The sequence below is a fragment of the Streptomyces sp. NPDC015661 genome (assembly GCF_043077765.1).
Taxonomy (GTDB): domain Bacteria; phylum Actinomycetota; class Actinomycetes; order Streptomycetales; family Streptomycetaceae; genus Streptomyces.
In genome coordinates this window covers 72,096-97,362 of record NZ_JBIBST010000008.1, presented here as the reverse complement: position 1 = coordinate 97,362, position 25,267 = coordinate 72,096, and the positions used below count along the sequence as shown (strand labels likewise).

At 73.5% G+C, this 25,267-nt stretch carries 21 protein-coding genes and 1 pseudogene; 13 read left to right on the top strand and 9 right to left on the bottom strand.

Annotated features, from left to right (window positions below; all coding sequences use genetic code 11):
• Nucleotides 1-25 precede the first annotated feature (25 nt).
• The 6 genes from ACF07V_RS22415 (at nt 26) to ACF07V_RS22390 (ending at nt 8,771) form a co-directional block, all read left to right on the top strand.
• Complete coding sequence (locus ACF07V_RS22415; protein WP_392156567.1) at nt 26-1,003, top strand: DNA ligase; 978 nt, start codon at nt 26-28, stop codon at nt 1,001-1,003.
• 355 nt (nt 1,004-1,358) lie between these two features.
• Entirely contained in the window at nt 1,359-3,461 is a 2,103-nt protein-coding gene (locus ACF07V_RS22410; protein ID WP_392156565.1) for a PBS lyase, read from the top strand.
• Between the two features lie 290 nt (nt 3,462-3,751).
• Complete coding sequence (locus ACF07V_RS22405; protein ID WP_392156564.1) at nt 3,752-4,525, top strand: hypothetical protein; 774 nt, start codon at nt 3,752-3,754, stop codon at nt 4,523-4,525.
• 67 nt (nt 4,526-4,592) lie between these two features.
• On the top strand, nt 4,593-5,864 hold the full coding sequence (locus tag ACF07V_RS22400; RefSeq protein WP_392156562.1) for an ATP-binding protein: 1,272 nt from the start codon (nt 4,593-4,595) through the stop codon (nt 5,862-5,864).
• Nucleotides 5,865-5,919: 55 nt separating this feature from the next.
• Nucleotides 5,920-7,296 (top strand): FtsW/RodA/SpoVE family cell cycle protein, encoded by a 1,377-nt coding sequence (locus ACF07V_RS22395; protein ID WP_392156560.1) that lies wholly within the window; start codon nt 5,920-5,922, stop codon nt 7,294-7,296.
• Nucleotides 7,293-8,771 carry a penicillin-binding transpeptidase domain-containing protein gene (locus ACF07V_RS22390; RefSeq protein ID WP_392156559.1) on the top strand — a complete coding sequence of 493 codons (1,479 nt, stop codon included), beginning with the start codon at nt 7,293-7,295 and terminating at the stop codon, nt 8,769-8,771. Before ACF07V_RS22395 ends, ACF07V_RS22390 begins: the two co-directional genes overlap by 4 nt.
• Nucleotides 8,772-8,978: 207 nt before the next feature.
• On the opposite strand, the gene ACF07V_RS22385 is transcribed toward ACF07V_RS22390, so the two are convergent.
• Complete coding sequence (locus tag ACF07V_RS22385; protein WP_392156557.1) at nt 8,979-10,088, bottom strand: ferritin-like domain-containing protein; 1,110 nt, start codon at nt 10,086-10,088, stop codon at nt 8,979-8,981.
• A 154-nt stretch (nt 10,089-10,242) separates the two neighbouring features.
• On the opposite strand from ACF07V_RS22385, the gene ACF07V_RS22380 reads away from it, so the two are divergent.
• From ACF07V_RS22380 to ACF07V_RS22365, 4 genes and pseudogenes are all read left to right on the top strand, one after another.
• Complete coding sequence (locus tag ACF07V_RS22380) at nt 10,243-10,965, top strand: TetR/AcrR family transcriptional regulator (RefSeq protein WP_392156556.1); 723 nt, start codon at nt 10,243-10,245, stop codon at nt 10,963-10,965.
• Between the two features lie 27 nt (nt 10,966-10,992).
• A complete protein-coding gene (locus tag ACF07V_RS22375) occupies nt 10,993-11,271 on the top strand; it encodes a hypothetical protein (protein ID WP_392156554.1) in 279 nt (92 codons plus the stop codon).
• Nucleotides 11,272-11,423: 152 nt separating this feature from the next.
• Complete coding sequence (locus tag ACF07V_RS22370; RefSeq protein ID WP_392156552.1) at nt 11,424-12,839, top strand: NlpC/P60 family protein; 1,416 nt, start codon at nt 11,424-11,426, stop codon at nt 12,837-12,839.
• Between the two features lie 152 nt (nt 12,840-12,991).
• Nucleotides 12,992-13,900: pseudogene (locus ACF07V_RS22365) on the top strand (MFS transporter); the annotation flags it as partial.
• A 275-nt stretch (nt 13,901-14,175) separates the two neighbouring features.
• Here the strand turns inward: ACF07V_RS22365 and ACF07V_RS22360 are convergent.
• From ACF07V_RS22360 to ACF07V_RS22335, 6 genes are all read right to left on the bottom strand, one after another.
• Nucleotides 14,176-14,706, bottom strand: a complete 531-nt coding sequence (locus ACF07V_RS22360) for a DUF6584 family protein (protein WP_392156551.1) — start codon at nt 14,704-14,706, stop codon at nt 14,176-14,178.
• Between the two features lie 151 nt (nt 14,707-14,857).
• Nucleotides 14,858-16,093, bottom strand: coding sequence for a styrene monooxygenase/indole monooxygenase family protein (locus ACF07V_RS22355; protein WP_392156549.1), 1,236 nt, complete (start codon nt 16,091-16,093; stop codon nt 14,858-14,860).
• Nucleotides 16,094-16,140: 47 nt separating this feature from the next.
• The gene (locus ACF07V_RS22350) at nt 16,141-16,824 is read right to left on the bottom strand and encodes an ATP/GTP-binding protein (RefSeq protein ID WP_392156548.1); all 684 of its coding nucleotides are present in this window, start codon (nt 16,822-16,824) and stop codon (nt 16,141-16,143) included.
• Nucleotides 16,805-17,218 (bottom strand): DUF742 domain-containing protein, encoded by a 414-nt coding sequence (locus tag ACF07V_RS22345; RefSeq protein ID WP_041134250.1) that lies wholly within the window; start codon nt 17,216-17,218, stop codon nt 16,805-16,807. The genes ACF07V_RS22350 and ACF07V_RS22345 overlap by 20 nt, the downstream gene beginning before the upstream one ends.
• Nucleotides 17,219-17,223: 5 nt before the next feature.
• Nucleotides 17,224-17,715: a roadblock/LC7 domain-containing protein gene (locus ACF07V_RS22340; protein WP_392156546.1), complete on the bottom strand. Its 492-nt coding sequence runs from the start codon at nt 17,713-17,715 to the stop codon at nt 17,224-17,226.
• Nucleotides 17,712-20,624 (bottom strand): nitrate- and nitrite sensing domain-containing protein, encoded by a 2,913-nt coding sequence (locus ACF07V_RS22335; protein WP_392156544.1) that lies wholly within the window; start codon nt 20,622-20,624, stop codon nt 17,712-17,714. The genes ACF07V_RS22340 and ACF07V_RS22335 overlap by 4 nt, the downstream gene beginning before the upstream one ends.
• 372 nt (nt 20,625-20,996) lie before the next feature.
• Between ACF07V_RS22335 and ACF07V_RS22330 the strand changes: the two genes are divergently transcribed.
• The gene (locus ACF07V_RS22330; RefSeq protein ID WP_392156543.1) at nt 20,997-21,788 is read left to right on the top strand and encodes a hypothetical protein; all 792 of its coding nucleotides are present in this window, start codon (nt 20,997-20,999) and stop codon (nt 21,786-21,788) included.
• Between the two features lie 126 nt (nt 21,789-21,914).
• Here ACF07V_RS22330 and ACF07V_RS22325 read toward each other — a convergent pair whose 3' ends face one another.
• Nucleotides 21,915-22,397: a MarR family winged helix-turn-helix transcriptional regulator gene (locus tag ACF07V_RS22325; RefSeq protein ID WP_392156541.1), complete on the bottom strand. Its 483-nt coding sequence runs from the start codon at nt 22,395-22,397 to the stop codon at nt 21,915-21,917.
• A 234-nt stretch (nt 22,398-22,631) separates the two neighbouring features.
• Here ACF07V_RS22325 and ACF07V_RS22320 point away from each other — a divergent pair, with 234 nt between their 5' ends.
• Nucleotides 22,632-23,471: a lysozyme gene (locus ACF07V_RS22320; protein WP_392156539.1), complete on the top strand. Its 840-nt coding sequence runs from the start codon at nt 22,632-22,634 to the stop codon at nt 23,469-23,471.
• A gap of 194 nt (nt 23,472-23,665) precedes the next feature.
• Entirely contained in the window at nt 23,666-24,559 is an 894-nt protein-coding gene (locus ACF07V_RS22315; RefSeq protein WP_392156537.1) for a lytic polysaccharide monooxygenase, read from the top strand.
• An 88-nt stretch (nt 24,560-24,647) separates the two neighbouring features.
• Here the strand turns inward: ACF07V_RS22315 and ACF07V_RS22310 are convergent, their stop codons facing one another.
• Nucleotides 24,648-25,241, bottom strand: coding sequence for a DUF4240 domain-containing protein (locus ACF07V_RS22310; RefSeq protein ID WP_392156535.1), 594 nt, complete (start codon nt 25,239-25,241; stop codon nt 24,648-24,650).
• Nucleotides 25,242-25,267 lie beyond the last annotated feature (26 nt).

The window sequence follows — 25,267 nt, the reverse complement described above, 5'->3', positions numbered from 1 at the left end:
CCCCGCGGCGGGCCGGAGCCACGCCATGAACCCGGCCCCCGCGACGGGCCGGAGCCGCGGTGAACCCGCCCCCGCGGCCCACGGGAACCGCGCCGCGAACCCGGCCCCCGGGACCGGAGCGGCCGTACTGCTGCCGCCCGTCGACGTCATGCGGCCCCGCGCCGCCGACGAGATCCCCGCACAGGCGGAGCCGCCCCGGGAGCTCCAGTACTCCCTCAAACTCGACGGGTTCCGCGCCCTCGCCTTCGTCCTCGACGGCGGGAAGGTCGTCCTGCAGTCCCGCTCCCGCCGTGACCTCGCGCCGGAGTTCCCCGACATCGCCGCGCACCTGCGCGAGCAGCTGCCGCCGGGGATCGTCCTGGACGGCGAGCTGTGCGCCTACCGGGACGGCCGGCTGACCTTCACCGACCTGCTCCGTTCGCACGCCGACCGGGTACGGGCCGGGGTGCCCGTCTCGTACGTCGCCTTCGACCTGCTCGCCGTGCCCGGCCGCGACGTGCGGGCGCTGCCGCTCCGCGACCGGTGGGAGCTCCTCGGCGTGGCCCTGCGGGAGGCCGAGCCGCCGCTCCAGCGGGTCCTGGCCACCTCGGACGAGGAGACCGCGCGGGGCTGGTTCCGCGACCTGCGGGAGGCGGGCGTCGAGGGCGTCGTCGCGAAGCTGCTCGGCTCGCCCTACCGGAGCGGCTCCACCTGGGCCTGGCGCAAGATCCGGCACGCCGACACGAGCGACGCCCTGCTGCTCGGCCTCGTCGGCCCGCCGGAGCGGCCCCGGGCCCTGGTCGTACGGCTCCCCGACCGCCGCACCCTGACCACCTCGCCCCGGCTGACCCCGGCCCAGTCCCGCCAGGTCGGCGAGCTGGCGCGCGGGCTCGCGGGGCCCCTCGCGCAGGACCCGGAGCACGGGCCGGTGCGGTGGGTCGACCCGCCGCTCCCGGTCGAGCTGCGTCAGGTCGCGGGGCGGCACGAGACGGCGGCGTTCGTCCGCATCCGGTCGGAGGGGTAGGCGTTGGGGGGTGGAGGGATGGGATGGGGGTGGGGGGGTGAGGGTGAGGGGTTGGGGGGTGAAGGGTGAGGGTGAGGGGTTGGGGGGGTGAAGGGTGAGGGTGAGGGGTTGGGGGGGTGGGGGCTGAGGCCGTACCGCCTCCGGCGGACTCGGCCCGCGGCCGCCCCCTCGCGCGCCTCGGCGTGTCCCCCGTACGGACACCGTGCGCAACTGCCTTGCTCCGTACCGTACATGGCGCAAAGAGACCGCAACCGGCGCTTCGGGCGCGGCAGGTGTCGCCGGTTCGGCTTTGTTGTCCGTCCTGTGGTGCACACTTGCTGCCTGGCACAGCGCTCACGGGGAAGGCGGCCTGGCAATGCTGACGGGGATCGAGGAGGTCGACTGGGCCTCGCTGGGGCACGCGTACGGCCCCGCGGACGACGTGCCGGAGCTGCTCCGCGGACTCGCCTCCGCCGACCCCGCCGAGCGGGAGACCGCACTCGACGGCATGTACGGCGCGGTGCACCACCAGGGCGACGTGTACGACTCGACGCTCGCCTGCATCCCCTTCCTCCTCGAACTCGTCGCCGACCCGGACGTCCAGGACCGGGGCTGCATCGTCGAGCTGCTCACCAGCATCGGCGGGATCGAGCTCGATGACGACGACGAGGAACTGGACGAATTCGCCTCCGAGGACGAGGAGTTCATCCCCGCCGCCAACTACGCGATGGCCGCCGCCGCCATCGCCGCCGGTGCCGACGTCTTCCTCGGGCTCGTCTCCGACCCCGACCCCGAGGTGCGGCTCGCCGCGCCGTGCGCGCTCGCCTCGCTGCACCCCGAGCCCGCCCGGGTGCTGACCCTGCTGCGCGAGCGGCTCACCGTCGAGCGGGACACCGAGGTGCGGCTCGCCCTGGTGGCCGCCGTCGGGCGGATCGCCCTGCGGCACGCCTCGCTGCGCACCGAGACCGTCGATTGGCTCGGCTGGCTCGCCCGTGCCGCCCACGACCCCGGGCTCCGGCTGGCGGCGCTCGCCCAGCGTGCCCGCTGCGCGCCCGGCGACATCCCGGACGACGTGGTGCCGTGGGTGACGGGGCTTCTGGAGGAGATCAGGACCTCGGCGAACCGGCCGGCCGACCCTGGCTCGGAGCGGGCCGCGACGCCGACCCTCATCGGGCAGGTCCGCGAGCTCCTTGAGGAGCACGCCGCCGGCCGGCCCGCCCCGTGGACCGAGGAGCTGCTGCGGACCCTGCACGCCGCGCTCGACGACCGGGTCGACGACCGGATCGCGCTGATCCTCGCGCAGCTGCGCAGCCCGGACTGGGGGCAGCGTTCGGACGCGATCTGGTTGTGCGGCGGTTTGATACGCGTCTGGCGCGGGCGGTACGAGGAGGTCGTCGGCCTCATCGGCGCGCAGCTCCGGGACCCCGAGCCCCGGCTCCGCGAGGCGGCCACGTCCTTCCTCGAGCGGCTCTTCGAGCTCGGAGTGCCGGCCGCCGACGCGCTCGCGGCCCGTCTCGCCGGGGGCCCGGGCGGCGCCTCCTCGGGCTCCGGTCAGGCTTTCGTGGGCCGGTCCGGGCGGGACGGGGCCCTGCTCGCGCTGGCGCGCGCCGGGGACAGCCGCGCGGTGCCGCTGCTCGCCCGCGCCCTGGAGGAGCCCGAGGTACGGCGCGAGCTGCTGTACGCCATGGACGGGCTCGGCCCCTCGGCGGCGATGCTCGCCCCGCTGCTCCGGCGCCGGCTCGCCGAGGTCGAGCTCGACGAGCGGCTGTACGACCGGGCGGCGCCGCTGCTGTACGCGCTGGCGGCCGTGCGGGGCGGTCAGGCCCTGCCGGAGGTGCTGCGGGTGCTGCGCGGGGCGCCGGCGAACCGACGCGACTGGGTGCGGGAGGCCGCCCTGCGGACCCTTGCGGCCTTCGGGCCCGCCGCCGGGGAGGCGGTGCCGGACATGCGGGAACTCCTGGGTGCCGAGTCGGCCTCGGTGGCCACGGCGGCGGCCCGCGCCCTGTGGGCGGCCGAGGGGGACCGGGGGGACGTGCTCCCGGCCCTGGAGCGGTGGCTCCGGCCGGGCACACCGGGCGGAGACTGGTGCGCCGCCGCGCAGGTCCTCGGCGAGATCGGCCCGGCCGCGGCCGCGGCGGCCCCTGTCCTCCGGTCGGGCCTGGTCGCGCGGGACCTGTGGGTGCGGGTCCGCAGTGCCGCGGCGCTCTGGCGGGTGTCCGGCGAGTCGTCGGCGTCGCTCCCGGTGCTGCTCGCGGCCTGGGAGGAGAACCGCCACGCGCGCGTGGACATCGCGGAGTGCCTGGCGGAGATGGGTCCGGCGGCCTCGGGCGCCCAGTTGGTGATCCTCACGGAGCTGACCCGCAGACGCCGCCACAACGCCCGCGAGGACGGCTCCGGCAGCCACGACATCCACCTCGACGAGAAGCTGCTGACCCTGTGCCGGGCGGCGCTGGCCCGGATGGAGCGGGGGATGTTCTAGGACGGCCCGACCACGATGGAGCATCCGCCGACTGGCCTGGGCCCCGACGGACTGGGCCCCGACGGGCTGGGCCCCGACCGGCCTGGGCCCCGACGGCCTGGGCCCCGACCGGCCTGGGCCCCGACCGGGCTTGAGCCTCGACGGACCCGGGGCATCCCCCGATCGGCCCGGAGCGTCCCCCGAGAGGTCCCGGCGAACCGATGATGAGACAAAAAGGACTTCACTCCGCATAAGGTCTACGGTGAGCCGCTCCCCTCCCCGGGGAGCCCCCCTGCCGACCGAGGAGCCCTGTGAGACCGCGTGGAGTGCGCAGCGCCGCCGGCGTCGCCCTGGGCGCCGCCGGTCTCGCGCTCGTGCTCACCGGCTGCGACGGCCGTGAGGGTGCGCTCAAGAGTGCCGGACCCACGCCCACCGCCGTGGGTCCCGTCCGGCTCTGGCCCGATCTGCCGCCCGCCACGAACCCGCCGATCGACTACGGCGAGTCCGACACCCAGCGCGTCCCCGGCGTCAAGGTCGCCGACAACGACGTCCACTCCCTCGACCCGGTGGCGGTGGTCCGCGCCGAGGTGCGCGCCCACCCCGACACGTACACCGGCACGGACGGTCTCTACGAGCAGACCGCCCACGCGATCGAGGCCTGCGGCACGGCACCGGCCGCCTGTCCGATCCTGCGGCCGTACTACCGCGACCTCACCGGCAACGGCCGCGACGAGCTGATCGTCGGGATCCGGATGCCGGACCAGCAGGTCGGGGTGCGGGTCTACCTCGCCGAGAACGGCGGCCTGACCCGGATCATGTCCACCGTCGACCAGGTCATCAGCGTGGAGCTGGCGGGCCGGGACCTGATCCTGCGCGTCGGATCGGCCGGCATCCCCGGGTACGAGTACCGGACCGCCTGGACCTGGGACGAGGAGCAGCGCAGCATGCTGCCCACCCGGGACGAGATCGTCCGGGTGAAGCCGCCCGGCACCGGCCCCTCGACGGTGCCCGCGCCCCACCTGGTGAGCCCGACGCCGACACCGACCGACACCCCCGCGCCCGTACCCCCGGAGGCCACGCCGTGAGGCCCCGAACCCCTCCGCCCGGAAGCCACGCCGTGAGGCCCGTACCCCTGCCCCCTGAGGCGACACCGTGAGGGCGCCGCGCCTGCCCGCCTGGACCGCGACCCTCACCTGGAAGGCCGCGGTCTTCATCGCCGTGATGTGCTGCGCCCTCGCCGCGCTGCTCGGCGTCCTCGTCCACGTCTCGGTGACGGGCCAGACCGTGAGCGACTCCCGGGACAAGGCCCTGACGCGGCTCAACGAGGTCAGCGGGCTCTACGAGGCGGGCGAGCCGCTCCCCCGGTTCGCCGGCGTCGATCCGCCCGGACTCCCCGCCTCGCTGCGGGCGCTCGCCGTGCGCGGGGAGAGCGGCACGGTGGTCGCGGAGTACGAGGGCCGGCCGAGGATGTGGGCGGCGGGCCCGGCGGACGGCCGCGCCCTCGCCGTACGCCTCGACTACACCCAGAGCGCCGAGACCATCGACGCCCTCGACCGCTCGATCCTCGGCTCCTCCGTCCTGGCGATCGGCGCGACCCTGCTCGTCGGCGTCTTCGCCGTCACCCGGGTCACCCGCCGGCTGCACCTGACGGCGCAGGTGGCCCGCCGGATCAGCGCGGGCGACCTCGACGCGCGCGTGGACGATCCCCGTACGAAGGACCCCTCGCGGCCGCAGGACGAGGTGGCCACGGTCTCCGGGGCGCTCGACACGATGGCCTCCTCGCTCCAGCGGAAGCTGCAGACGGAGCAGCGGTTCACCGCCGATGTGGCGCACGAGCTGCGGACCCCGCTGACGGGCCTCTCGGCCGCGGCCGAGCTGCTGCCGGAGGGGCGGCCCTCGGAGCTCGTACGGGACAGGGTGCGGGCGATGCGCGGGCTCACCGAGGACCTTCTGGAGATCTCGCGGCTCGACGCCCGTACCGAGACCGTGGACCTGGCCGTGCACGAGCTCGGGCCGCTCGCCGAGCGGGTGGTGCGCGCCTCGGGCACGGACACGGAGGTGCGGATCGTCCGGGACGCCACGGTGGAGACGGACCGGCGGCGCGTGGAGCGGGTGCTCGGCAATCTGGTGGCCAACGCGCACAAGCACGGGGCGCCGCCGGTGGTGGTGACGGTGGACGGCCCGGTGGTGTCCGTGCGGGACCACGGGCCGGGGTATCCGGCGTACCTCCTGGAGTCGGGGCCGCAGCGGTTCCGTACCGAGAGCGGGGGCAAGGGGCACGGTCTCGGGCTGACGATCGCGGTCGGGCAGGCGGAGGTGATCGGCGCCGAGCTGGTCTTCGCCGCCGCCCCGGACGGGGGCGCCGAGGCCCGGCTGCGGCTGCCGGAGTACGTGCGCTTCACCGCGTCCGATACGGAGGGCTGACGGCACACCGTCACACAAAAGGGACATAGGGCATACCGCTTGCTACGTTGCGGCCATGACCGCACCACGGCGCCCGGACGCACCCCCGCCCGGCATCCGTGTCCCCAAGCGGCGCGGCGTGGAGCTGTCGCTCCTGATCGGCGCGGTCCTGATCTCCGTCCTCGGGTACGCGGAGGTCGGCCTCGCCCGCAGCGGCGCCGTGCCGCCCGACGCCGCCCGCTACGGGGCCGGGCTCGGGCTGCTCGCGCTCGTCGCCCACCTCGCGGTCCGCTTCCGCGCCCCGTACGCCGATCCGCTGCTGCTGCCGATCGCGGTCCTGCTCAACGGCCTCGGCCTGGTGCTGATCTACCGCCTCGACCTGGAGACGCCGAAGGACCAGGCGGCGGCGACGCAGCTGGTCTGGTCGACGCTCGGGGTGGCGCTCTTCATCGTGGTCGTGCTGCTGCTCCGCGACCATCGGGCGCTCCAGGGGTACGCGTACGTGTCGGTGGCCGCCGCGCTCGCCCTGATGATCCTGCCGATCTTCTTCCCGGCGGTGAACGGCGCCAAGATCTGGATCAGGATCGGCGGACTGTCCTTCCAGCCCGGCGAGTTCGCCAAGATCCTGCTCGCGGTGTTCTTCGCCGCGTACCTCGCCGCCAACCGCAACGCGCTCGCGTACACCGGCCGCCGGATCTGGAAGTTCCAGTTCCCGACGGGCCGGGTCCTCGGGCCGATCGTGGCGATCTGGCTGCTGAGCGTCGGCGTCCTCGTCCTGGAACGGGACCTGGGCACCTCGCTGCTCTTCTTCGGCCTCTTCGTGATCATGCTGTACGTGGCGACCGGCCGGACCGGCTGGATCGCGGTCGGACTCGTGCTGGCCTCCGCCGGCGCCTTCCTCGTCGGCTCGCTCGAACCGCACGTCCACAGCCGGGTGCAGGACTGGCTCGACCCCTTCGCCTCGATCCGCGCGGGCGAGGGACCGGGCCAGCTCGCCCAGTCGCTCTTCGCCTTCGCCGCCGGCGGGATGCTCGGCACCGGGCTCGGTCTCGGCCATTCCGTCCTCATCGGCTTCGCCACCAAGTCCGACTTCATCCTGGCGACGGCCGGCGAGGAGCTGGGCCTGCTCGGCCTCACCGCGCTGTTCCTGCTGTACGCACTGCTCGTCGCCCGCGGCTACCGCGCCGGCCTCTCGCTGCGCGACCCCTTCGGGCGGCTGCTCGCGATCGGCCTCGCCTCGATCGTGGCGCTCCAGGTCTTCGTGATCGCGGGCGGGGTGATGGGGCTGATCCCGCTGACCGGCATGGCGATGCCGTTCCTTGCGCAGGGAGGTTCGTCCGTGGTGACCAACTGGGTGATCGTCGCCCTGCTCATCCGGGTCAGCGACTCGGCCCGCGCGCCCCAGCCGGACGGCGCGGACACCGGGGAGCTCGCGAAGGCGGGTCCGCGGTGATCCGGTACATCCGCAGGGCCGCCGCCCTCTGTCTGATCCTGCTCGTCGCGCTGCTCGTCAACGCCGCCCGCGTGATGGTCTTCGAGGCCGAGTCCCTCGACGACAACCCGGCCAACCGACGGATCGCGATCGACCGGTACGCGCAGCCGCGCGGCGAGATCGTCGTCGACGGGAAGCCGGTGACCGCCTCCCGGGACAGCGGGCAGCAGCTGCGCTGGGAACGGACCTACAAACAGGGTCCGTTGTACGCCCCGGTGACCGGCTACGCCTCCCAGACGTACGGCACGACGCTCGTCGAGCACGCCGAGGACGAGATCCTCGCCGGCACCGACCCGATGCTGGCGCCGCTGCCCCTCTGGAACGACCTCACCCGGGGCCGGCAGCCCGGCGGCGACGTGGTGACCACGATCCGCGCCTCCATGCAGGAGGCGGCCTTCCGGGGCCTCGACGGGAAGCGGGGCGCGGTCGTGGCGGTCGAGCCGTCGAGCGGCCGGATCCTGGCGCTCGTCAGCTCGCCCTCGTACGACCCGGGTGTGCTCTCCGGGACGGGGCAGAAGGTCAAGGACGCCTGGCGGCGCCTGAACACCTCGCCGAACCAGCCGATGCTGAACCGGGCGCTGCGGCAGACGTACCCGCCGGGCTCCACCTTCAAGATCGTGACGGCGGCGGCGGCCCTGGACGCGGGGGCGGTGCGGGACGTGGAGGCGCCGACGGACACCCCGGACCCCTTCGTGCTGCCCGGCACCCGGCAGGTGCTGCCCAACGAGGCCACCGGCTGCGGCGACGCGTCCCTCGCGTCCGCGATCCAGTGGTCCTGCAACACCGTGATGGCCGGACTCGGGGTGAAGGTGGGGCTGACGGGGATGGTCGACGCGGCGGAACGGTTCGGCTTCAACGACACCGGGCTCCGGGTGCCGTCCTGGGTGGCCAAGTCCAACTTCGACCGGGAGATGAGCCCGGACCAGCTGGCCCTTTCGTCGATCGGACAGTTCGACACGACGGCGACCCCGCTCCAGATGGCGATGGTCGCCGCGGCCGTCGCCAACAACGGGGAGATCGCCCACCCGTACCTCGTCGACCGCACCACGACCTCCGGCGGCACGACCCTGGACCGCACCGGCCGCCGCAGCTACCGGCAGGCGATGAACCCCTCGACGGCGATGCAGCTCCAGCGGCTGATGGTGCGGGCCGTGGAGGAGGGCACGGGGACGAACGCGGCGATCCCCGGGGCCCTGGTCGGCGGCAAGACGGGCACCGCCCAGCACGGCTTCGGCAACACGGGCACCCCCTACGCCTGGTTCATCGCCTGGGCCCAGGCGGACGACGCGGCCCAGCCGGCGGTCGCGGTGGCGGTCGTCGTCGAGGACGCGGAGGCCTCCCGCACGGACATCAGTGGGGGCGGCAGCGCGGCGCCGATCGCGAGGGCGGTGATGGAGGAGGCGCTGCGCCTGGAGGCGGAGACACGGAATCGGTAGCCAGGATGTTGGATCCGGGAGCCGGGATGCTGGATCCGGGATCCAAAATCCGGGAGCCGGGAGCCGGGGTGCTGGATCCAGGATGCTGGATCCAGGATCCAAAATCCGGGAGCCGGGGCGCTGGATCCGGGATGTTGGACCCGAGATCCAATATCCCGCAGCCTGGATCCGGGATATTGGATCCCGGATCATGGATCCCCTACCTCCTCACGACGCCGCCCCGCCCTCCGCGATGGCCTGCGCCACCTCCGCGACCCGCTCCGCCTCCTCCGTCGCGAACCGTTCGCGGTCCAGCGCCTCCGCGATCTCCTCGTCCTGGCTCATCAGGAGGTCCAGGTTGGAGTCGCCGAGGTCGAAGACGCCCATGTCCAGGTAGGCCTTCTGGAGGCGTTCGCCCCACAGGCCGATGTCCTTGACGCAGGGGACGATCCGGCTGAAGAGGAGCTTGCGGAAGAGGTGCAGGAACTCGCTCTGCTCGCTGAGCTCCTCCGCCTCCTTCTTCGGGATGCCGAAGTTCTCCAGGACCTCGACCCCGCGCAACCGGTCGCGCATCAGGTAGCAGCCCTCGATGACGAACTCCTCGCGTTCGCGGAGCTCCGCGTCCGTGAGCTGCTTGTAGTAGTCGCGCAGTGCCATCCGGCCGAAGGCGACGTGCCGGGCCTCGTCCTGCATCACGTACGCGAGGATCTGCTTGGGCAGCGGCTTGTCGGTGGTGTCGCGGATCATGCCGAAGGCGGCGAGGGCGAGCCCTTCGATGAGGACCTGCATGCCGAGGTAGGGCATGTCCCAGCGGGAGTCGCGCAGGGTGTCGTCGAGGAGGCCCTTGAGGTTGTCGTTGATCGGGTAGAGCATCCCGATCTTGTCCTGGAGGAAGCGGCCGTAGATCTCGGCGTGCCGGGCCTCGTCCATCGTCTGGGTGGCCGAGTAGAACTTGGCGTCCAGGTCGGGGACGGACTCGACGATCCGGGCGGCGCAGATCATGGCGCCCTGCTCGCCGTGGAGGAACTGGCTGAACTGCCAGGAGGCGTAGTGCCGGCGCAGATCGCCCCTGTCCTTCTCGGTCATCTTCGCCCAGTGGCGGGTGCCGTGGAGGGTGAGGACCTCGTCGGGGGTGCCGAGCGGGTCGTACGGGTCGACCTCGATGCCCCAGTCGATCCGGGTGGCACCGTCCCACTGCTTGTCCTTGCCCTTCTGGTAGAGGGCGAGGAGGCGCTCGCGGCCGTCGTCGTAGTCCCAGGAGAAGCGGGCGGCTCCGGTGGCGGGGACCTCCCAGACGGGTCCGGCGGGGGCGTTCACATAGAGGTCGCGCGTCGACACTGACGACTCCTTCCGTCCGTTTCCAGCAGGCTCACACGTTGGTAGACGGATCGTCAACAAGTCGGACGCGAGGGATTGCGGCAAGACCTGACGGAGGGTCATGCCGGGTGGGCCCGGCGGACGGGGTTCACGCGGCGCGGTTACGCTGCGGTGCATGACGAGCGCCGCCACCCCCGCGTACCGCAGGCTCAGCGTCGAGGAGCGGCGCGGGCAGCTCCTGGAGACCGCCCAGGGACTCTTCGCCCACCGGGCGCCCGAGGACGTCTCGCTCGACGACGTCGCCGAGGCGGCGGGCGTCTCGCGACCCCTCGTCTACCGCTACTTCCCCGGCGGCAAGCAGCAGCTGTACGAGGCGGCCCTGCGCTCCTCCGCCGACGCCCTGAACCGCTGCTTCACCGAGCCCCCGCTCGGGCCGCCCACCGAGCGGCTCGGCCGGGTCCTCGACCGCTATCTGGCCTTCGTCGACGAGCACGACGCCGGGTTCAGCGCGCTGCTGCGGGGCGGGAGCGTCGCCGAGACCTCCCGGACCTCCGCGATCGTGGACGAGGTGCGGCGGGCCGCCGCCGAGCAGATCCTCGTCCACCTCGGGGCGGAGCGGCCGGGCCCCCGGCTCGGCATGCTCGTCCGGACGTGGATCGCCGCCGTCGAGGCCGCCTCGCTCATCTGGCTCGACGAGGAGAAGCGGCCGCCGGCGCGGGAGCTGCGGGACTGGCTCGTCGACCATCTCGTCGCCCTGCTCGCGGCGACCACGGCGAGCGACGAGGAGACGGCGGAGGTCGTGAAGCGGCTGCTCGCGCAGGAGACCCCCGAGGGGCCGGTGGGGACGCTGGCCCGACGGGTGATCCCGGTGGTGGGTGAGGCGGCCCACCTGCTGTGAGGCGGTGAGCCGGGAGAGACTGTGGGGGTGAGAAGCGAGAACACCCCCTTCCGCGGCGGACCCCTCGACGGCCGGGCCCTGCCGATCCTGGTCGGCGCGACCGGTCATCCCCCGAAGTGGTACGAGATCCCGGTGCCGGCGCACGACGGGCACCCGCCGACCCTGCACACGTACCGGCGCGAGCCCTCGGGCTACACGAAGCGGCTCGGGCTCCAGCGCGGCTGGGTGTACGTGTACGCCCCCGAGGGACGGGAGCGGCGGGAGCTGAAGTGGCCGTGGTCGAAGCCGACACAGAAGCCGACGTAGCAAGCCGACGCAGAAGCCGACGCAGAAGCCGACGGCGCAAGCCGGCGCAGAAGCCTTCAGCGCGGCCGAACGAGTGACAGGGCTCGGCACGCCCCCCATTCGTACGGTAATCGGATGAAGTGACCCGTCATCATCCCCGTGGAGGTGGTGACGTGTCGCGAAGGCTGCTGCGCACGGTCTGCACGGGGGCGCTCGCCGCGGCGACGGCGCTCACGGGGGTGCTCCCGGCGGCGGGCGCCGCCCCGGACCCGCCCGCCGACCCGCCCACGGAGGCCCCGATCGCCTGGGCGGACCCGGCAGCGGAACCGGTGGGCCCGGTGGATCCGGCCACCGAACCGGGCGCACTCGCGGCCCCGCCGGTACCGACCACGGATCCGGCCGACCCGGCCACCCCGGCCGCCCCGGCGACTGCCGCGGACCCGGTCGCCCCGCCGACTGCCGCCGACCCGGTCGCCGACCCCGCTGACCCCGCCCTCCCGAAGCCACCACCCACTCCCCCCGTCGGGGAGGACGACGCCTCCGCGCTCCCACCACCCGGCGGCGACTCCGTCAGTGGCCTGCTCACCCGGCTGCGGACGCTCTACCAGCAGACCGAGGAGGCGACCGAGCGGTACAACGCCGCCGAGGAGAAGCTGAAGCTCCAGGCGGCCGACACCAAGAAGGTCACCGCCCGTCTCACCGCCGCCAGGACCGCCCTCGCGCAGGGCCGCGCCGCGGCCGGCCGGATCGCCCGGGACCAGTACCAGGGCAGGTCCGCGCTCTCGTCGTTCCCCTCCTCCCTGGGGCTGCTCTTCGCCACGGACCCCCAGTCGGCCCTGGACGAGGGACATCTGATGGCGCGGGCGGCCCGCGACCGGACCACCGCCCTGACCCGGCTCGCGAGCGCCGAGCGGCAGGCGGGCAGTCTCGCGAGCGCCTCCCGCAAGGCCCTGGACCGGCAGCAGGGGCTCGCGGCCGCGCAGCGCAAGCGGCGCGACGAGGTGCGGGCCAAGCTGGCCGAGGTGGAGAAGCTGCTCGCCGCCCTGTCGCCGGACCAGCTGGCCCGGCTGACCGCGCTCGAACACGTCCAGACCGCCGGCGCGCAGCGCGAGCTCCTCGACTCCGGCGTCCTGGACGGCGCGCGCACCCCGTCCCGGGCGGGCGCGGAGGCGCTGCGCTTCGCGGTGGGTCAGATCGGCAAGCCGTACGAGTGGGGGGCGGAGGGCCCGGAGGCGTACGACTGCTCGGGGCTGACGCAGCAGGCCTGGGCGGCGGCCGGCCGGGAGCTGCCGAGGACCAGTCAGGAGCAGTGGGCGACGCTGCCCCGGGTGCCGCTCGCCGAACTCCGCCCCGGCGATCTGGTGGTCTACTTCCCGGGCGCGACGCATGTGGCCCTCTATCTGGGCGACGGCCTGGTGGTGCAGGCCCCGCGCCCCGGCGGGAAGGTGAAGGTGTCACCGCTCGCCGCGAACCCGCTGCTCGGGGCCGTACGGCCCGATCCGGGAGGGGCGGCCCTGAAGGCGTACACCCCGCCCCCGCTCCCGGCGGGCGCCAGGGACGGCGGGGACGAGGGCTTCGACGGCAGCTGAACTCCCACCTCCCGCACACCTCTTGCTCCTGCACGTAATATGCAACAAGCTTGACGGGTCCTTACCAAAGGCCGCAGCCCCACGGCTGACGGCCGACGACCGATGGCCGAAGGCCGAAGGCCGATCGTCTCTCCCGGACACGGAGCCCCGTCATGCCCAGACTGCTGCCGGACACCCGGCCCCAGCGCGCCCTCGCCGCCTCCAACTTCGTCAACGCCGTCGGCAGCGGACTCTTCCTGACCGCCGGCGTCCTGTACTTCACCCAGGCCGTGCGCCTCCCGGCCGCCACCGTGGGGCTCGGGCTCGGCATCGCCGGGCTCCTCTCGCTGGCCGCGGGGATCGCCGTCGGCCACCTCGCCGACCGGCGCGGGGCGCGCGGGGTCTACGTGACGACGCTGGCGGTGCAGGCGCTCGCCACGGCGGCCTTCGTCCTCGCGGACAGCTTCTGGCCGTTCGTCCTCGCCGTCTCCACGGCCACCGGCGCGAAGGCGGCCGGTCTCGCCGCCCGGGCGCCGCTCGTCCGGCACCACGGAGGGGACAGGCCGCAGGAGTTCCGCGCCTATCTGCGGGCGGTGACCAATGTCGGCATCTCGCTGGGCGCGCTCCTCGCGGGATGGGCGGTGCAGGTCGGCACGCTCGGCGCCTATCAGGTCCTCGTCGCCGGGAACGCCTGCGCGTTCGCGGCCTCCGCCGCCGTCCTGTTCCTGCTGCCGCCCGTCGCGCCCGCGCCTCCGGCCCGCGGCCCCCGGTGGATCGCGCTGCGGGACCGGCCGTACCTGGCGCTCACCGCGCTCGACGGCGTCATGGCGATCCAGTTCAAGGTGCTCACGGTCGCGATCCCGCTCTGGCTGGTGGGGTCCACCACCGCCCCGCACTGGCTCGTCTCCGGCACCATGCTCGCCAACACCGTGCTCGTCGTCGGCCTCCAGGTGCGGGCGAGCCGCGGCGTCGACTCGCCCCGGGCCGGCGGGCGCGCCTACCGGCGCGCCGGAGCGGCCTTCCTCGTCTCCTGCGCCCTCGTCTCGCTCTCCGCCGGGACGCCCGTCGCGGTGGCGGTCGTGCTGCTGCTGACCGCCGTGGTCGTCCACACGGTCGGCGAACTGTGGCACGCGGCGGGTGGCTTCGAGGTGTCGTACGCCCTCGCACCGCCCCACGCCACCGGTCAGTACCTCGGCGTCTTCGGCCTGGGCGCGGGTCTCTCCGAGGCCCTCGGGCCCGGCCTCCTCATCGCCCTCTGCATCGGCTGGGGCCGGCCCGGCTGGTTCGCCGTGGGCGCCCTGTTCGCCCTGACGGGCCTCCTGACCCCGCTCGCCGTCCGGCGGGCGGAGGAGGGCCGTCAGTCGCTGAACAGGGAGATGACCCCGAGCACCCAGACCCCTCCGAAGACGATCGTCCCCGTCACACAGCCGGCACCCACGAGGAAGCCGCCGACGGACCACCCGCCGGTGTCCGGCGTGGGCTCCTCGTCCGCGTCCTCGTCGTAGGAGGCGGGGTCGTCCCAGTCGACCGGCCGCCCCAGCTCCTCGGCGCGGGCCGTCCGGGCCGCCGCCAGCTGCCGCTCGGCGAACGGGGTGGCGGCCAGCGCCTCGGGGCCACGCCACGCGAGGGCCTTCATGCGCCACCCGGGAGACCCGTACCGCTCCTCGAAGGCCGTGGTCTCCTCCGTACGCCGGTCCTCTTCGAGGTACATCCAGCGCCCGGCCTCCGCCGCGTCCCCGTACAGCCGGTACACCTCGGCGAGGCGGCGGCGGAGGGTCAGGTCGTGCGGGAAGGAGGAGACGAGACCGCGCAGGCGCTGGCGCGCCATCGGCACGCGGCCGGCAGCCAGATCCGCGTCCACGCGCGCGAGGGTCTGTGACAGGGGCATGCCCCCATGATCAAGCAGAGGACACGCCCCATCGACCGAATTTCGACGACCGGCCGCCGAGCACCGATTCCCGAGCACCGGCCGCCGAGCACCAGCTCCCGAACACCGGCCGCCGAGCACCGGCCGCCGAGCACCGGCCGCCGACGGCGCACTAGCCGGCGGACACCTCGGCCAGGTACGCCGACGTCTTCTCCGGGTCGAAGAAGAAGTTCTCGAAGTCGGCCGGGTCGTTGAAGCCGTTCGCGAAGCGGTCGGCGACGGGCTGGAGCTGGCCGGCCGCGCCGAGCAGGTTCAGGACGTGCTCCGGCGGGGGCGACAGCATCGCGTTCGTCCACTTGGTGACGGGCTGGGCCGTCTGCCAGTAGCGGTCGAAGGCGCCCTGCATCCACTCCTCGTCGAAGGGCTTGTCGCCCTGCTCGACGATGGCGGCCAGGTACGCGGCGGCGCACTTGGACGCCGAGTTGGAGCCCTGGCCGGTGATCGGGTCGTTGGCGACGACGACGTCGGCGACACCGAGGACCAGGCCGCCGCCGGGGAGCCGGCCGATGGGGTTGCGGACGGTCGGCGCGTACCGGCCGGCGAGGGTGCCCCCCGCGTCGGTCAGCTCGACCCTCGTCGCCCGCGCGTACTCCCAGGGCAGGAACTTCTCCATGAGCTCCAGCGTCAGGGCGAGGTGCTCGGAGGGGTCCTTGACGCCCTGGAAGGCGTCGACGGGGCCGCCGGGGACGCCCTCCCAGAAGAGGATGTCGGCGCGCCCGCCGGTGGTGAGGGTCGGCATGACGAAGAGCTCGCCGACGCCCGGGACGATGTTGCAGCGGACCGCGTCGAAGTCCGGGTGCTCGGGGCGCGGGCCGAGGCCGTGGACGTACGCGACGGCCAGTGCGCGCTGGGGCTCGCTGTACGGCGAACGGGAGGCGTCCCGGCCGAACATGGAGACCAGCTCGCCCTTCCCGGCCGCGACGAGCACCAGGTCGTAGCTGCGGGAGAAGTAGTCCAGGTCGCCGACGGCCGCGCCGTGTATCACCAGCTGGCCGCCGCGCTGCGCGAAGGTGTCCATCCAGCCGGCCATCTTCACGCGCTGGTCGACGGACTGCGCGTATCCGTCGAGCCGGCCGACCCAGTCGATCAGGCGGGCGGAGTCGGGGCCGGCGACGGAGACGCCGAGGCCCTCGATGCGGGGGGCCTGGGACTCCCAGAAGTTGAGCCCGAGGTCCCGCTCGTGCTGGAGGGCGGTGTCGAACATGCACTGGGTGGACATGACCCGGCCGTTGCGGATCTCGTCCGCGGTCCGGTTCGACATGAGGGTGACCTCGTACCCCTGCGACTGGAGGCCGAGGGCGAGCTGCAGGCCGGACTGGCCGGCGCCGACTATGAGTATCTTCCGCATGGGCGGGGCTCCTGGCGTGACGGGTCGAACTGTTCGGGGAGGGCGGGCTATTCGGGCGTGGCGTCGAGGGCGTGCGCGACCATCGCGAGCAGGCTCTCGACGACGCTGTACCGCTTGCGCGCGTCCATGATGACCACGGGTACGTGCGCGGGTACGGTCAGGGCCTCCCTGACGTCGTCCGCCTCGAACAGCTCCGTGCCCTCGAAGTGGTTGACGGCCACGATGTACGGCAGCCCGCAGCTCTCGAAGTAGTCGAGCGCCGGGAAGCAGTCGGTGAGCCGGCGGGTGTCGGCGAGGACGATCGCCCCGATCGCGCCGCGCACCAGGTCGTCCCACATGAACCAGAAGCGCTGCTGCCCCGGCGTGCCGAAGACGTACAGCACCAGGTCGTTGTCGAGGGTGATCCGGCCGAAGTCCATCGCCACCGTGGTGGTGAGCTTGTCCGGGGTGGCCGTGAGGTCGTCGGTGTCCTCGCTCGCCCGGGTCATCAGCGCCTCGGTCTGGAGCGGGGTGATCTCCGAGACGGCGCGGACGAAGGTGGTCTTGCCCACGCCGAAGCCGCCCGCGACGACGATCTTCGTCGCGATCGGGGCGCGCGAGTGGTCGAGCTGCCAGTCCTGGGCGCCTTCTTCGGTGTCCAGGACCGGATCCTCGGGCCCCGGCTGTGCGGGGATGCCGGCGAGCGCCGGGGTTTCGGAGACGGCGGTGGCGTCAGAGACGACGGAGTCCACTCAGCACCCTTTCGAGGAGCGCGCGGTCGGGCTGGCCGGTGCCGTGACCGGTCCCGTACACACGGATCTTTCCCTGGTCGGCCAGGTCGCTGAGCAGCACCCGGACGACCCCCAACGGCATCTTCAGAAGCGCCGAGATCTCCGCGACCGTCCGCATCCGGCGGCAGATCTCGACGATGGCCCGCATCTCCGGCATCAGCCCGCGGGCGGCGGGGCCGCCGTCCGTGAGGACCTTGCGGGCGGCGGGCGCTTCGAGCGCGGCCACGAAGGTCTCGACGAGCAGGATGTGCCCGAAGCGGGTACGGCCGCCGGTCAGCGAGTACGGGCGCACGCGCGCGGGGCGCCGCCCCTCTCCCCGTACCGGCAGCTTGAAGGCGTGATGAGCCGACGACATCGACGTCACTGGGTGCTCTCCATCGATTTGCGCAGCTCACTGCGGACTTCGGGAGTGAGTACGTGACCGGCGCGGCCCACGAAGAGCGCCATGTGGTACGCCACGACGCTCATGTCGCAGTCGGGCGTGGCGTGCACGCCGAGCAGCGAGCCGTCGCTGATCGACATGACGAAGACGCTGCCCTCCTCCATGGCCACCATCGTCTGCTTGACCCCGCCGCCGTCCATCAGCCGTGCGGCGCCGACGGTGAGGCTGCCGATGCCGGAGACGATGGTCGCCAGATCGGCGCTGGAGCCGCGCGGCCCGCCGGGACGGCCGGCCTCGGCGTCGCCCGTCGCGGCCTGCTGGGTGGCGGGGTCCGACGAGAGCAGCATCAGGCCGTCGGAGGAGACGACCGTCACCGAGCGGACACCCGGGACCTCCTCCACCAGATTCCCCAGCAGCCATTGCAGGTTGCGGGCTTCCGTGCTCAGTCCGAACGTTCCCGTCGCAGTCAACTGCGTGCCTCCTCGACTGTGTCCCCCGTCATCTCCTCTGTACGTGCAGTCCTCGCGGCTTCTATGCGTGCCGTGTCCAGCTCCGCCTCCACGTCCCGGCGCCCGGCCTTGGCGCCCTGGTGGAAGCCGCCGAGCCGGCGGCGCAGGGCCTCCGCGTCCACGCCGCCCCGACGGGGCGTGGTGGCGGCGGCGGGCTGACGGACCACCTGCGGGGTCCGCTTGGGCAGGCCCTTGTCGGTGACCCGCTCCCACTGCGCGGGGCGCGGTCCGGGGACCGCCCCGTCGCCGGCCGGTTCGGGGGCGGTGTTCTCGTCCGCGGCGCGCTCGTGGGTGTCCGGCTCCGGCGGCGGGTCGGGCAGCCGGACCTGGAGCGTGGTCTCGGAGACGGACTCGTGCGGGGCTCCTTCGAGCGCCGGCTCCGGCTCGTGCGGGGCTGCTTCGAGCTGCGTTTCGGGCTCGGGGGCGTACGGGGCTGCGTCGAGCTCCGGCTCGTACAGGGCTTCTTCGAGCTCGGGCTCGTACAGGGCTTCTTCGAGCTCGGGCTCGGGGGCGTACGAGGCCGCTTCCAGCTCCGGCTCCGGCTCCGGCTCCGGCTCGGGGGCGTGCTCCTCCGCCGATTCCCGCTCCGTCTCCGCCGCCAGGAACGCGGCCTCCGCCGCCTCCACGAGCGGGTCGCGGTGCCGGGACGGCAGGGTGTTGGAGTTGGCCTCGGCGGCCGAGCCGGGCAGGTGGAGCACGGGCGCGGCGCCCGCGACCCGTACGGGCTCCGACACGGCCGTCGGCGGGGTGGTGGGCAGCAGGGGCAGCGGAAGGACCACGACGGCCGCGGTGCCGCCCGGCTTCTGCTCGCGCAGTTCGACGCGGACGCCGTGGCGGGCGGCGAGCAGGGCGACGACCCGCATGCCGAGCCCCTCGCCCTCGAAGGCCTCCGGGTCGGCCTCGGCGAGGCGCGCGTTGAGCTCGGCGAAGCGGGCCGGGGTCATGCCGATGCCCGCGTCCTGCACGGAGAGCATCACCTCGCCGCTCTCCAGGAGCCAGCCGGAGAGCTGGACCTCGGCGTCGGGCGGCGAGAAGGAGGTGGCGTTCTCCAGGAGTTCCGCGACCAGGTGGCTCAGGTCGTCCGCGGCGAAGCCGGCGACCTGGGCGTGCGGCGGCAGGGACTGGATGGTGACCCGCTCGTACCGCTCGATCTCGCTGACGGCGGCGCGCAGCACGTCGACGAGCGGGACGGGCCCGGCGTGGCCGTGGACGTGCTCGTGGCCGGCGAGGACGAGGAGGTTCTCGCTGTGGCGGCGCATCACGGTCGCCATGTGGTCGAGCTTGAAGAGGGTCGCGAGGCGGTCCGGGTCCTGCTCGCGCTCCTCCAGCTTCTCGATGACGCCGAGCTGCCGCTCGACGAGCCCGAGGCTGCGCAGCGACAGGTTGACGAAGGTGTGGTGGACGGAGTTCCTGAGCCGTTCGAGGTCGGCGGTCAGGAGGGCGACCCGGCCCTGGAGCTCGGCGCGCTGGGCGGCGAGTTCGGCACCGACGGCCTCCTTCGCGGCGGCCAGGTCGGCGCGCTCGTCGCTGAGCCGCTCGGTCTGCGCGGCGAGGCCGGCGAGCTTGCCCTGCAGGGCGTTGAGGGAGCGGACGACCTGCGCGAACTCGTCGTTGCGGCCGGTGAAGCGGATCGCTTCCTCGGCATGCGGCTCGGGCGCGGCGGCGAGCCGGGCGGCGCCGAGGCGGAGCACGGCGAGCGGCCGGGTGAGGGTGCGGGCGACGTAGGTGGAAATGCCGATCGCGACGAGGAGGCAGCCGCCGAGGAAGGCGATGCGCAGTTCGAGGGCTTCGACGTCGTCGTCGCGGAGCGCGGCGAGGCCTTCGACCCGCTCGGTGGCGAGGGCGGACTCGACGCCGCGCATCTGCTCGATGCGGGCGGAGAGGGCCGCCTCCAGGGCTGCCGGGTCGGTGCCGCGCTCGGCCTCGGTCAGCCTGGGCTGGTCGGTGAGGGAGGCGAGGGCGAGCTCGGCCGTCTTGACGTCGGGGCCGGTGACGGTGGCCGCGAGGGAGTCGCGGGCGGTGGCGCCGGCGGCCTGGTCGAAGTCGCCGAGGGCGGCGAGTTCGCGGACGCGGGCCTGCTGGGCGGCGGCGGTGAGGCCGTCGCGGGCGCGCTCGGCCTCGGCAGCACCCTCGGGCTCGTCGGCGACGTAGGTGCCGGTCTGGGGGTCGTAGTGGACGTCCCCGGTGGGCTCGGGCTGCGGCACGGAGAGCGCGGCGAGCAGCAGGCCGCGGGTGGCGGAGGCCTGTTCGACGGCGCGGCCGAGGGCGGCGGGGGCGCGGGTGGCCTCGGTCAGGGCGGCGTCGGAGGCGCGGGCCGGGGTCTTGTCGGCGAGTTCGTCGGCGAGGGCCTGGAGCTTGCCGATGATGTCCGAGTACGCCTTGTGGGCCTCCAGGGCCGTGCCCTTGCCGGTCAGGGCGGTGCGGCGGACGGAGGGGACCGTGGCGAGGTCGCGGCGGAGTTCGGTGGGGGCGGCGGGCCGGATCTCGTCGATCTGGCGGTCGACCCGGATGGAGCGCGCTTCGGTGATCCGCCGCTTGTGCTTGGCGTCGCCGGTCTGTGCGTCGCGGCCCGCGGCGATGTACGCGACGACCTCGTCGCGCTCGTCGGCGAGGGAGTGGGCGAGGGTGACGGCCTGCCGGTCGAGTTCGGCGAGGGTGACGAGGCGCTGGGACTCGGTGAGCTCGGTCGAGGCGGCGAGGATCGCGGGGGCTCCGGCGGCGAGGACGGTGACGCCTACGAGGGCGACGCCGGCGACCAGCCGGTTGCGGACGCGCTTGGGCCGGCCGGCGGGGGCCTGCGGCTCACCGGGGGTCTGGCTCTGCGTGCCGTTCTTGCTCCGAGGCCGCTTCTTCTGCACCGGTGCTCGCATTCTTGTTTTCGTCCGCCGATGAAGCAGAGGTGACGGCCGGTCACATGGAGCGCCCCCACCCCTGGTACGGCTTCCGACCATTCCAGCGCTTCCGGCAAGGGGACGGGCATCGGCCGCTCCGCCACCCGAACGAGTGAACAACACTCAGTAGTTGGCGAACAACTTCCGGCGGCGGCCGAAGGGGGCCCGTACGGGGCGCCGGTTGGATCTTCCGGGCGGGCTTTGGCAGGATGCCCGCCCGCAGCTTCCCGGAGGTGGCCGTTCCGCCTCTCGCGCCGCTTCTGCCGGGTTGGTACAGGCCATTTCCGGTCATTTGCAGGTCCAGTGAAGGAGTTCCCCGGGAAATGCGGCCGGACGGGCACACTGGAGGGCATGCGCAGCGAAGTCGCCGCCCTTCCCGGCAGCCCCGAACGCCCCAACGAGGACTGGGTGGCCGCCTCTCTGCCCGCGTCGGGGAGCGGGGGGACGGTCGTGCTGCTCGACGGCGTCACACCTCCCGCCGGTTCTGACGGTTGTGTGCACACGGTCCCGTGGTTCACCGCGCGACTGGGCGGGGCTTTGACCGAACTGTCCGGTTCCCGCCGGGACATGCCCCTGTCCGAGATCCTTTCGCTGGCAATCCGGCGCACCGCGGACGCCCACCGCGACACCTGTGACCTTTCTCACGTGCGAACGCCTCAGGCGACCGTGGTGCTCGCCCGCTGGGACGAGGAGTCGGTCGAGCACCTCGTCCTCTCCGACTCCGTCCTCCTCCTGGAGGCCCCGGACGGGGCGGTGCGGGCCGTGCTCGACGACCGGCTCGACCGGGTGCCGGACGAGGTGCGGCGCTCCCTGGCGGCGACGGACCGGCTGCGGAACCGGGAGGGCGGCTTCTTCACGGCGGCGGCGGACCCGGCGGTCGCGGTGCGGGCGGTGACGGGGACGACCCCGCGGACGGAGGTACGGGCCCTGGCGGCGCTCACGGACGGGGCGAGCCGCTGGGTGGAGCTGTTCGGCGAGGGCGACTGGGCGGACTGCTTCGGCGTCCTGCGCGAGGAGGGGCCTGCGGGCCTGCTCCGCCGGGTGCGGGCCCTGGAGGCGGCCGACGCGCGGGCCGGCGGGGCGCGCCGCTGGAAGCTGCACGACGACGCGACGGCGGTGTACGCGGAGCTGTCGGACCGCTGATCCCTCGGTGCACGCGGAGCTGTCGGAGCGCTGATCCCTCGGTGCACGCGGAGCTGTCGGAGCACTGATCCCTCGGTGCACACGGGGCCGTGGGACCGCTGATCCCTGCGGTCCCCCGCCCGGCGGTCAGCCCTCCGAGCGGACGTTGAAGTGGTTGAGGAGGCGGGCGAGTTCGGCGACCTCGGCGCGGTCCCAGTCGGCGAGTTTGCGGACGTAGCGTTCGCGCCGGGCGTCGCGGACGCTGCGGAAGCGGCTGCGGCCCTCCTCGGTGAGGCGGACGAGCGAGGCGCGGCCGTCGGCGGGGTCGGGGTCGCGGGCGACGAGTCCGAGGTCCTCCAGGGCCCGGAGCTGGCGGCTCATGGTGGCCTTGCCGACGCCGAAGTACCCGGCGAGTTCGGTGGCCCGCTGGGGTCCGGCGTCGTCGAGGCGCACGAAGAGGCCGTAGGCGGCGGGCTCCAGTTCGGGGTGGACCTCGCGGGCCATCTCGCCGGACTGGGCCCGGGCGCGGCGGAGGAAGACCGCCAGTTCCCGTTCGAGGGCGAGGAATTCCTGGTCCACACCACCCCCGACGGTGGCCCGGCCTTCGTTTCCCGTACCGCTTCCGTGCACGTCAGCACCTCCCGCGCGCTTTCCGGTCGCTGAAAGTTTCTTCCCGCGGCGTGCATCGCCGCAGCTCCTTCAGTATTTCGCAGGCGTAGACCAACGGCGGCAACCAGGCCCCCTTCCGCCGGGCGGGTCTACGTGCGTAGCGTCTTCCCCGGCAGCTGAATGACATGTCCATTCCAGGACTTGTCGCGACGCCTGCCGCCACCGCTCCCCCACCGAGCCTTTCGGAGGCACGCAATGCGTGTGCACAGATCCGGAACGACCTTCGCCGGCGCCGCCCTCGCGGCCCTGGCCCTCCTCCTCCCCCTCGGCCTCTCCGGCACCGCCACGGCAGCCCAGGACCCGGGCGCCCGGCAGGCGGTCCCCCCGCGCGGCTCCGCCTACATGGGCATGGGCGTGATCGCGCACGACGGCCAGGGCGCCAAGCCCGGCGGCGTCTCGACCCTGGCCACGCAGACGGAAGGCGTGGACGTCTCCAGCCACAACGGCAACGTGGCCTGGTCCACGCTGTGGAACAGCGGGGTCAAGTGGGCCTACGTCAAGGCGACGGAAGGCACGTACTACAAGAACACGTACTTCACCCAGCAGTACAACGGCTCCTACAACGTCGGCATGATCCGCGGCACATACCACTTCGCCACGCCGGACACCACGACCGGAGCCGCCCAGGCCGACTACTTCGTCAACAACGGCGGCGGCTGGTCGGGCGACGGCAGGACGCTGCCGGGCGTGCTGGACATCGAGTGGAACCCGTACGGCGCGACCTGCTACGGCAAGACGGCGTCCGGCATGGTCGCCTGGATCCAGGACTTCGTGAACCGGTACAAGTACCGCACGGGCCGCGACCCGGTGATCTACACGGCCACGAGCTGGTGGAAGCAGTGCACCGGCAACTCGGCGGCCTTCTCCTCCACCAACCCGCTGTGGATCGCGCGGTACGCCTCCGAGGTCGGCGAACTCCCGGCCGGCTGGCCGTACTACACGATCTGGCAGTACACCTCGTCCGGCCCGACGGTCGGCGACCACAACCACTTCAACGGGGACTACTCGCGCGTGCAGGCCCTCGCGAACGGCTGATCCGCGCCTCTCCCTCTTGGCGGCCTCCCGGGTGTGCGGCACCCCGGGGGCCGCTCGGGCTTTTTCCACCCACCCTCTTGCCCATTGGTATGGACCAATGCGACGCTCTACGGCGGTCGCCCGGGATCCAACTTCCGTGCGCCCGAAGCGCGTTGCTCACCCCGTACTCCCCACGCACGAGAGAGAGCCCCCGCATGCCGTCCTCCCGCCGCACCGCCACCGGCGTCGCAGCCCTGTCCGCCGCCGCTGCCCTGGTCAGCCTCACCCCCGCCACCGCGAGCGCCCACGGAGCCGTCTTCAACCCGGTGAGCCGGGTGGCGGCCTGCTACGCCGAAGGTCCCGAGACGCCCAAGTCGCAGGTGTGCAAGGACCTCGTCGCCGACTCCGGCACCCAGCCGCTCTACGACTGGAACGAGGTCAACATCGCCAACGCCGCCGGGCAGCACCAGGCGCTCATCCCGGACGGCAAGCTGTGCTCGGCCAACCGCGAGAAGTACCGAGCCCTGGACTGGGCGCGCACCGACTGGCCCGCGACGGCCGTCGCCGCCGGCTCCTTCGACTTCAAGTTCCGCGTGACGGCCCCGCACTCGGGCACGATGACCGTCTACATCACCAAGGCGGGCTTCGACCCGACCCAGCCCCTGAAGTGGTCGGACCTGGACCCGACGCCCGTCGCCGTCTACAACACCGCCCGCACCGCGACCGACGGCTACTACAACTTCACGGGTACCTTCCCGGCCCGCACCGGCCGCCACATCGTCTACAAGATCTGGCAGCGCAACGACAGCCCCGAGGCCTTCTACAGCTGCTCGGACGTCACCTTCGGCGGCCCGGCGACGACGGCGACCGCTCAGACGCAGACGCAGCCCCAGGCCCCGACCGAGGCGAAGATCGCGGCGGGCACCGAGCTGTCCACCGTGAGCCACGCGGGCCACGGCGGCGACGAGCAGCCCCCGGCCCTCTCCGCCGAGGCGGCCGAGGCCCCCTCCTCGCCGCTCCCGGCGGCCCTCACGGGCGCGGGCGCCCTCGCCGTCTTCGCGGCGGGCAGCCTGCTCCTGGGCCGCCGCCGCAACTCCTCCGCGTCCTAGGGCGCCGGGGCCGGGCGGGACTCTCCGGGCACGGCCCAGGGAGCACCGCCCAGCCGCAGAGACTCCTCCGGCTCCCGGGGTTCACCGCCTAGGAGCCGGAGGCACCGGGCGGGAAGAGGGCGGTGAGCCGGGGCAAGGCCAACCCCTCCGGCCGAGGCCCCCGGGGCTCCTCGTCCTCTTCCCACTCCCCCGCCGCCTCCGCGGCGTCCTCCGCCTCCTCGACGGCGTCGAGGAACTCCTCGCCGTCGTCGCCCTCCTGGCCCGTCAGCTCGTCCCACACGTCCTGGGCGACGTAGTCGAGCTCCTCCCACTCGGGCCACTCGTCGTCGTCCCACTCCTCGTGGTGCCGGCCCACGAGGGCCCGTACCCCGGGCGCGTCGGCGAGCGCGTCCGGGTCGGCGAGGACCGACTCGTACACCTTGCGTCCCTGGCCCACCAGCCAGAGCGTGAAGTAGTGGAAGCCGTCGTCCGTGCACTCGCCGCCCTCGACGCGGTTGGCCGCCGTCCACACCGCGCGCGTGTCGGCGCGCTCGGTCGCCCTCTCCAGACGCACCTGGAACTCCACGCTCTCGGCCGCCGGACGCCGTATCAGCTCCGTCCGCAGCCATTCCAGTCGCTCGTCCCGGTCACCGGGGCGGCGGCTCAACTCGTCGATGAGAGCCCAGAAGGCGTCGTCGTTCATGCGTACGAGCATGCCAGCCCCGACTG

Coding starts and splice junctions, on each gene's coding strand:
- ACF07V_RS22360 (WP_392156551.1), bottom strand. CDS start 14,706: ATGCCCCTGTCACAGACCCTCGCGCGCGTGGACGCGGATCTGGCTGCC.
- ACF07V_RS22310 (WP_392156535.1), bottom strand. CDS start 25,241: ATGAACGACGACGCCTTCTGGGCTCTCATCGACGAGTTGAGCCGCCGC.
- ACF07V_RS22355 (WP_392156549.1), bottom strand. CDS start 16,093: ATGCGGAAGATACTCATAGTCGGCGCCGGCCAGTCCGGCCTGCAGCTC.
- ACF07V_RS22410 (WP_392156565.1), top strand. CDS start 1,359: ATGCTGACGGGGATCGAGGAGGTCGACTGGGCCTCGCTGGGGCACGCG.
- ACF07V_RS22415 (WP_392156567.1), top strand. CDS start 26: ATGAACCCGGCCCCCGCGACGGGCCGGAGCCGCGGTGAACCCGCCCCC.
- ACF07V_RS22320 (WP_392156539.1), top strand. CDS start 22,632: ATGCGTGTGCACAGATCCGGAACGACCTTCGCCGGCGCCGCCCTCGCG.
- ACF07V_RS22345 (WP_041134250.1), bottom strand. CDS start 17,218: ATGTCGTCGGCTCATCACGCCTTCAAGCTGCCGGTACGGGGAGAGGGG.
- ACF07V_RS22315 (WP_392156537.1), top strand. CDS start 23,666: ATGCCGTCCTCCCGCCGCACCGCCACCGGCGTCGCAGCCCTGTCCGCC.
- ACF07V_RS22395 (WP_392156560.1), top strand. CDS start 5,920: ATGACCGCACCACGGCGCCCGGACGCACCCCCGCCCGGCATCCGTGTC.
- ACF07V_RS22380 (WP_392156556.1), top strand. CDS start 10,243: ATGACGAGCGCCGCCACCCCCGCGTACCGCAGGCTCAGCGTCGAGGAG.
- ACF07V_RS22335 (WP_392156544.1), bottom strand. CDS start 20,624: ATGCGAGCACCGGTGCAGAAGAAGCGGCCTCGGAGCAAGAACGGCACG.
- ACF07V_RS22330 (WP_392156543.1), top strand. CDS start 20,997: ATGCGCAGCGAAGTCGCCGCCCTTCCCGGCAGCCCCGAACGCCCCAAC.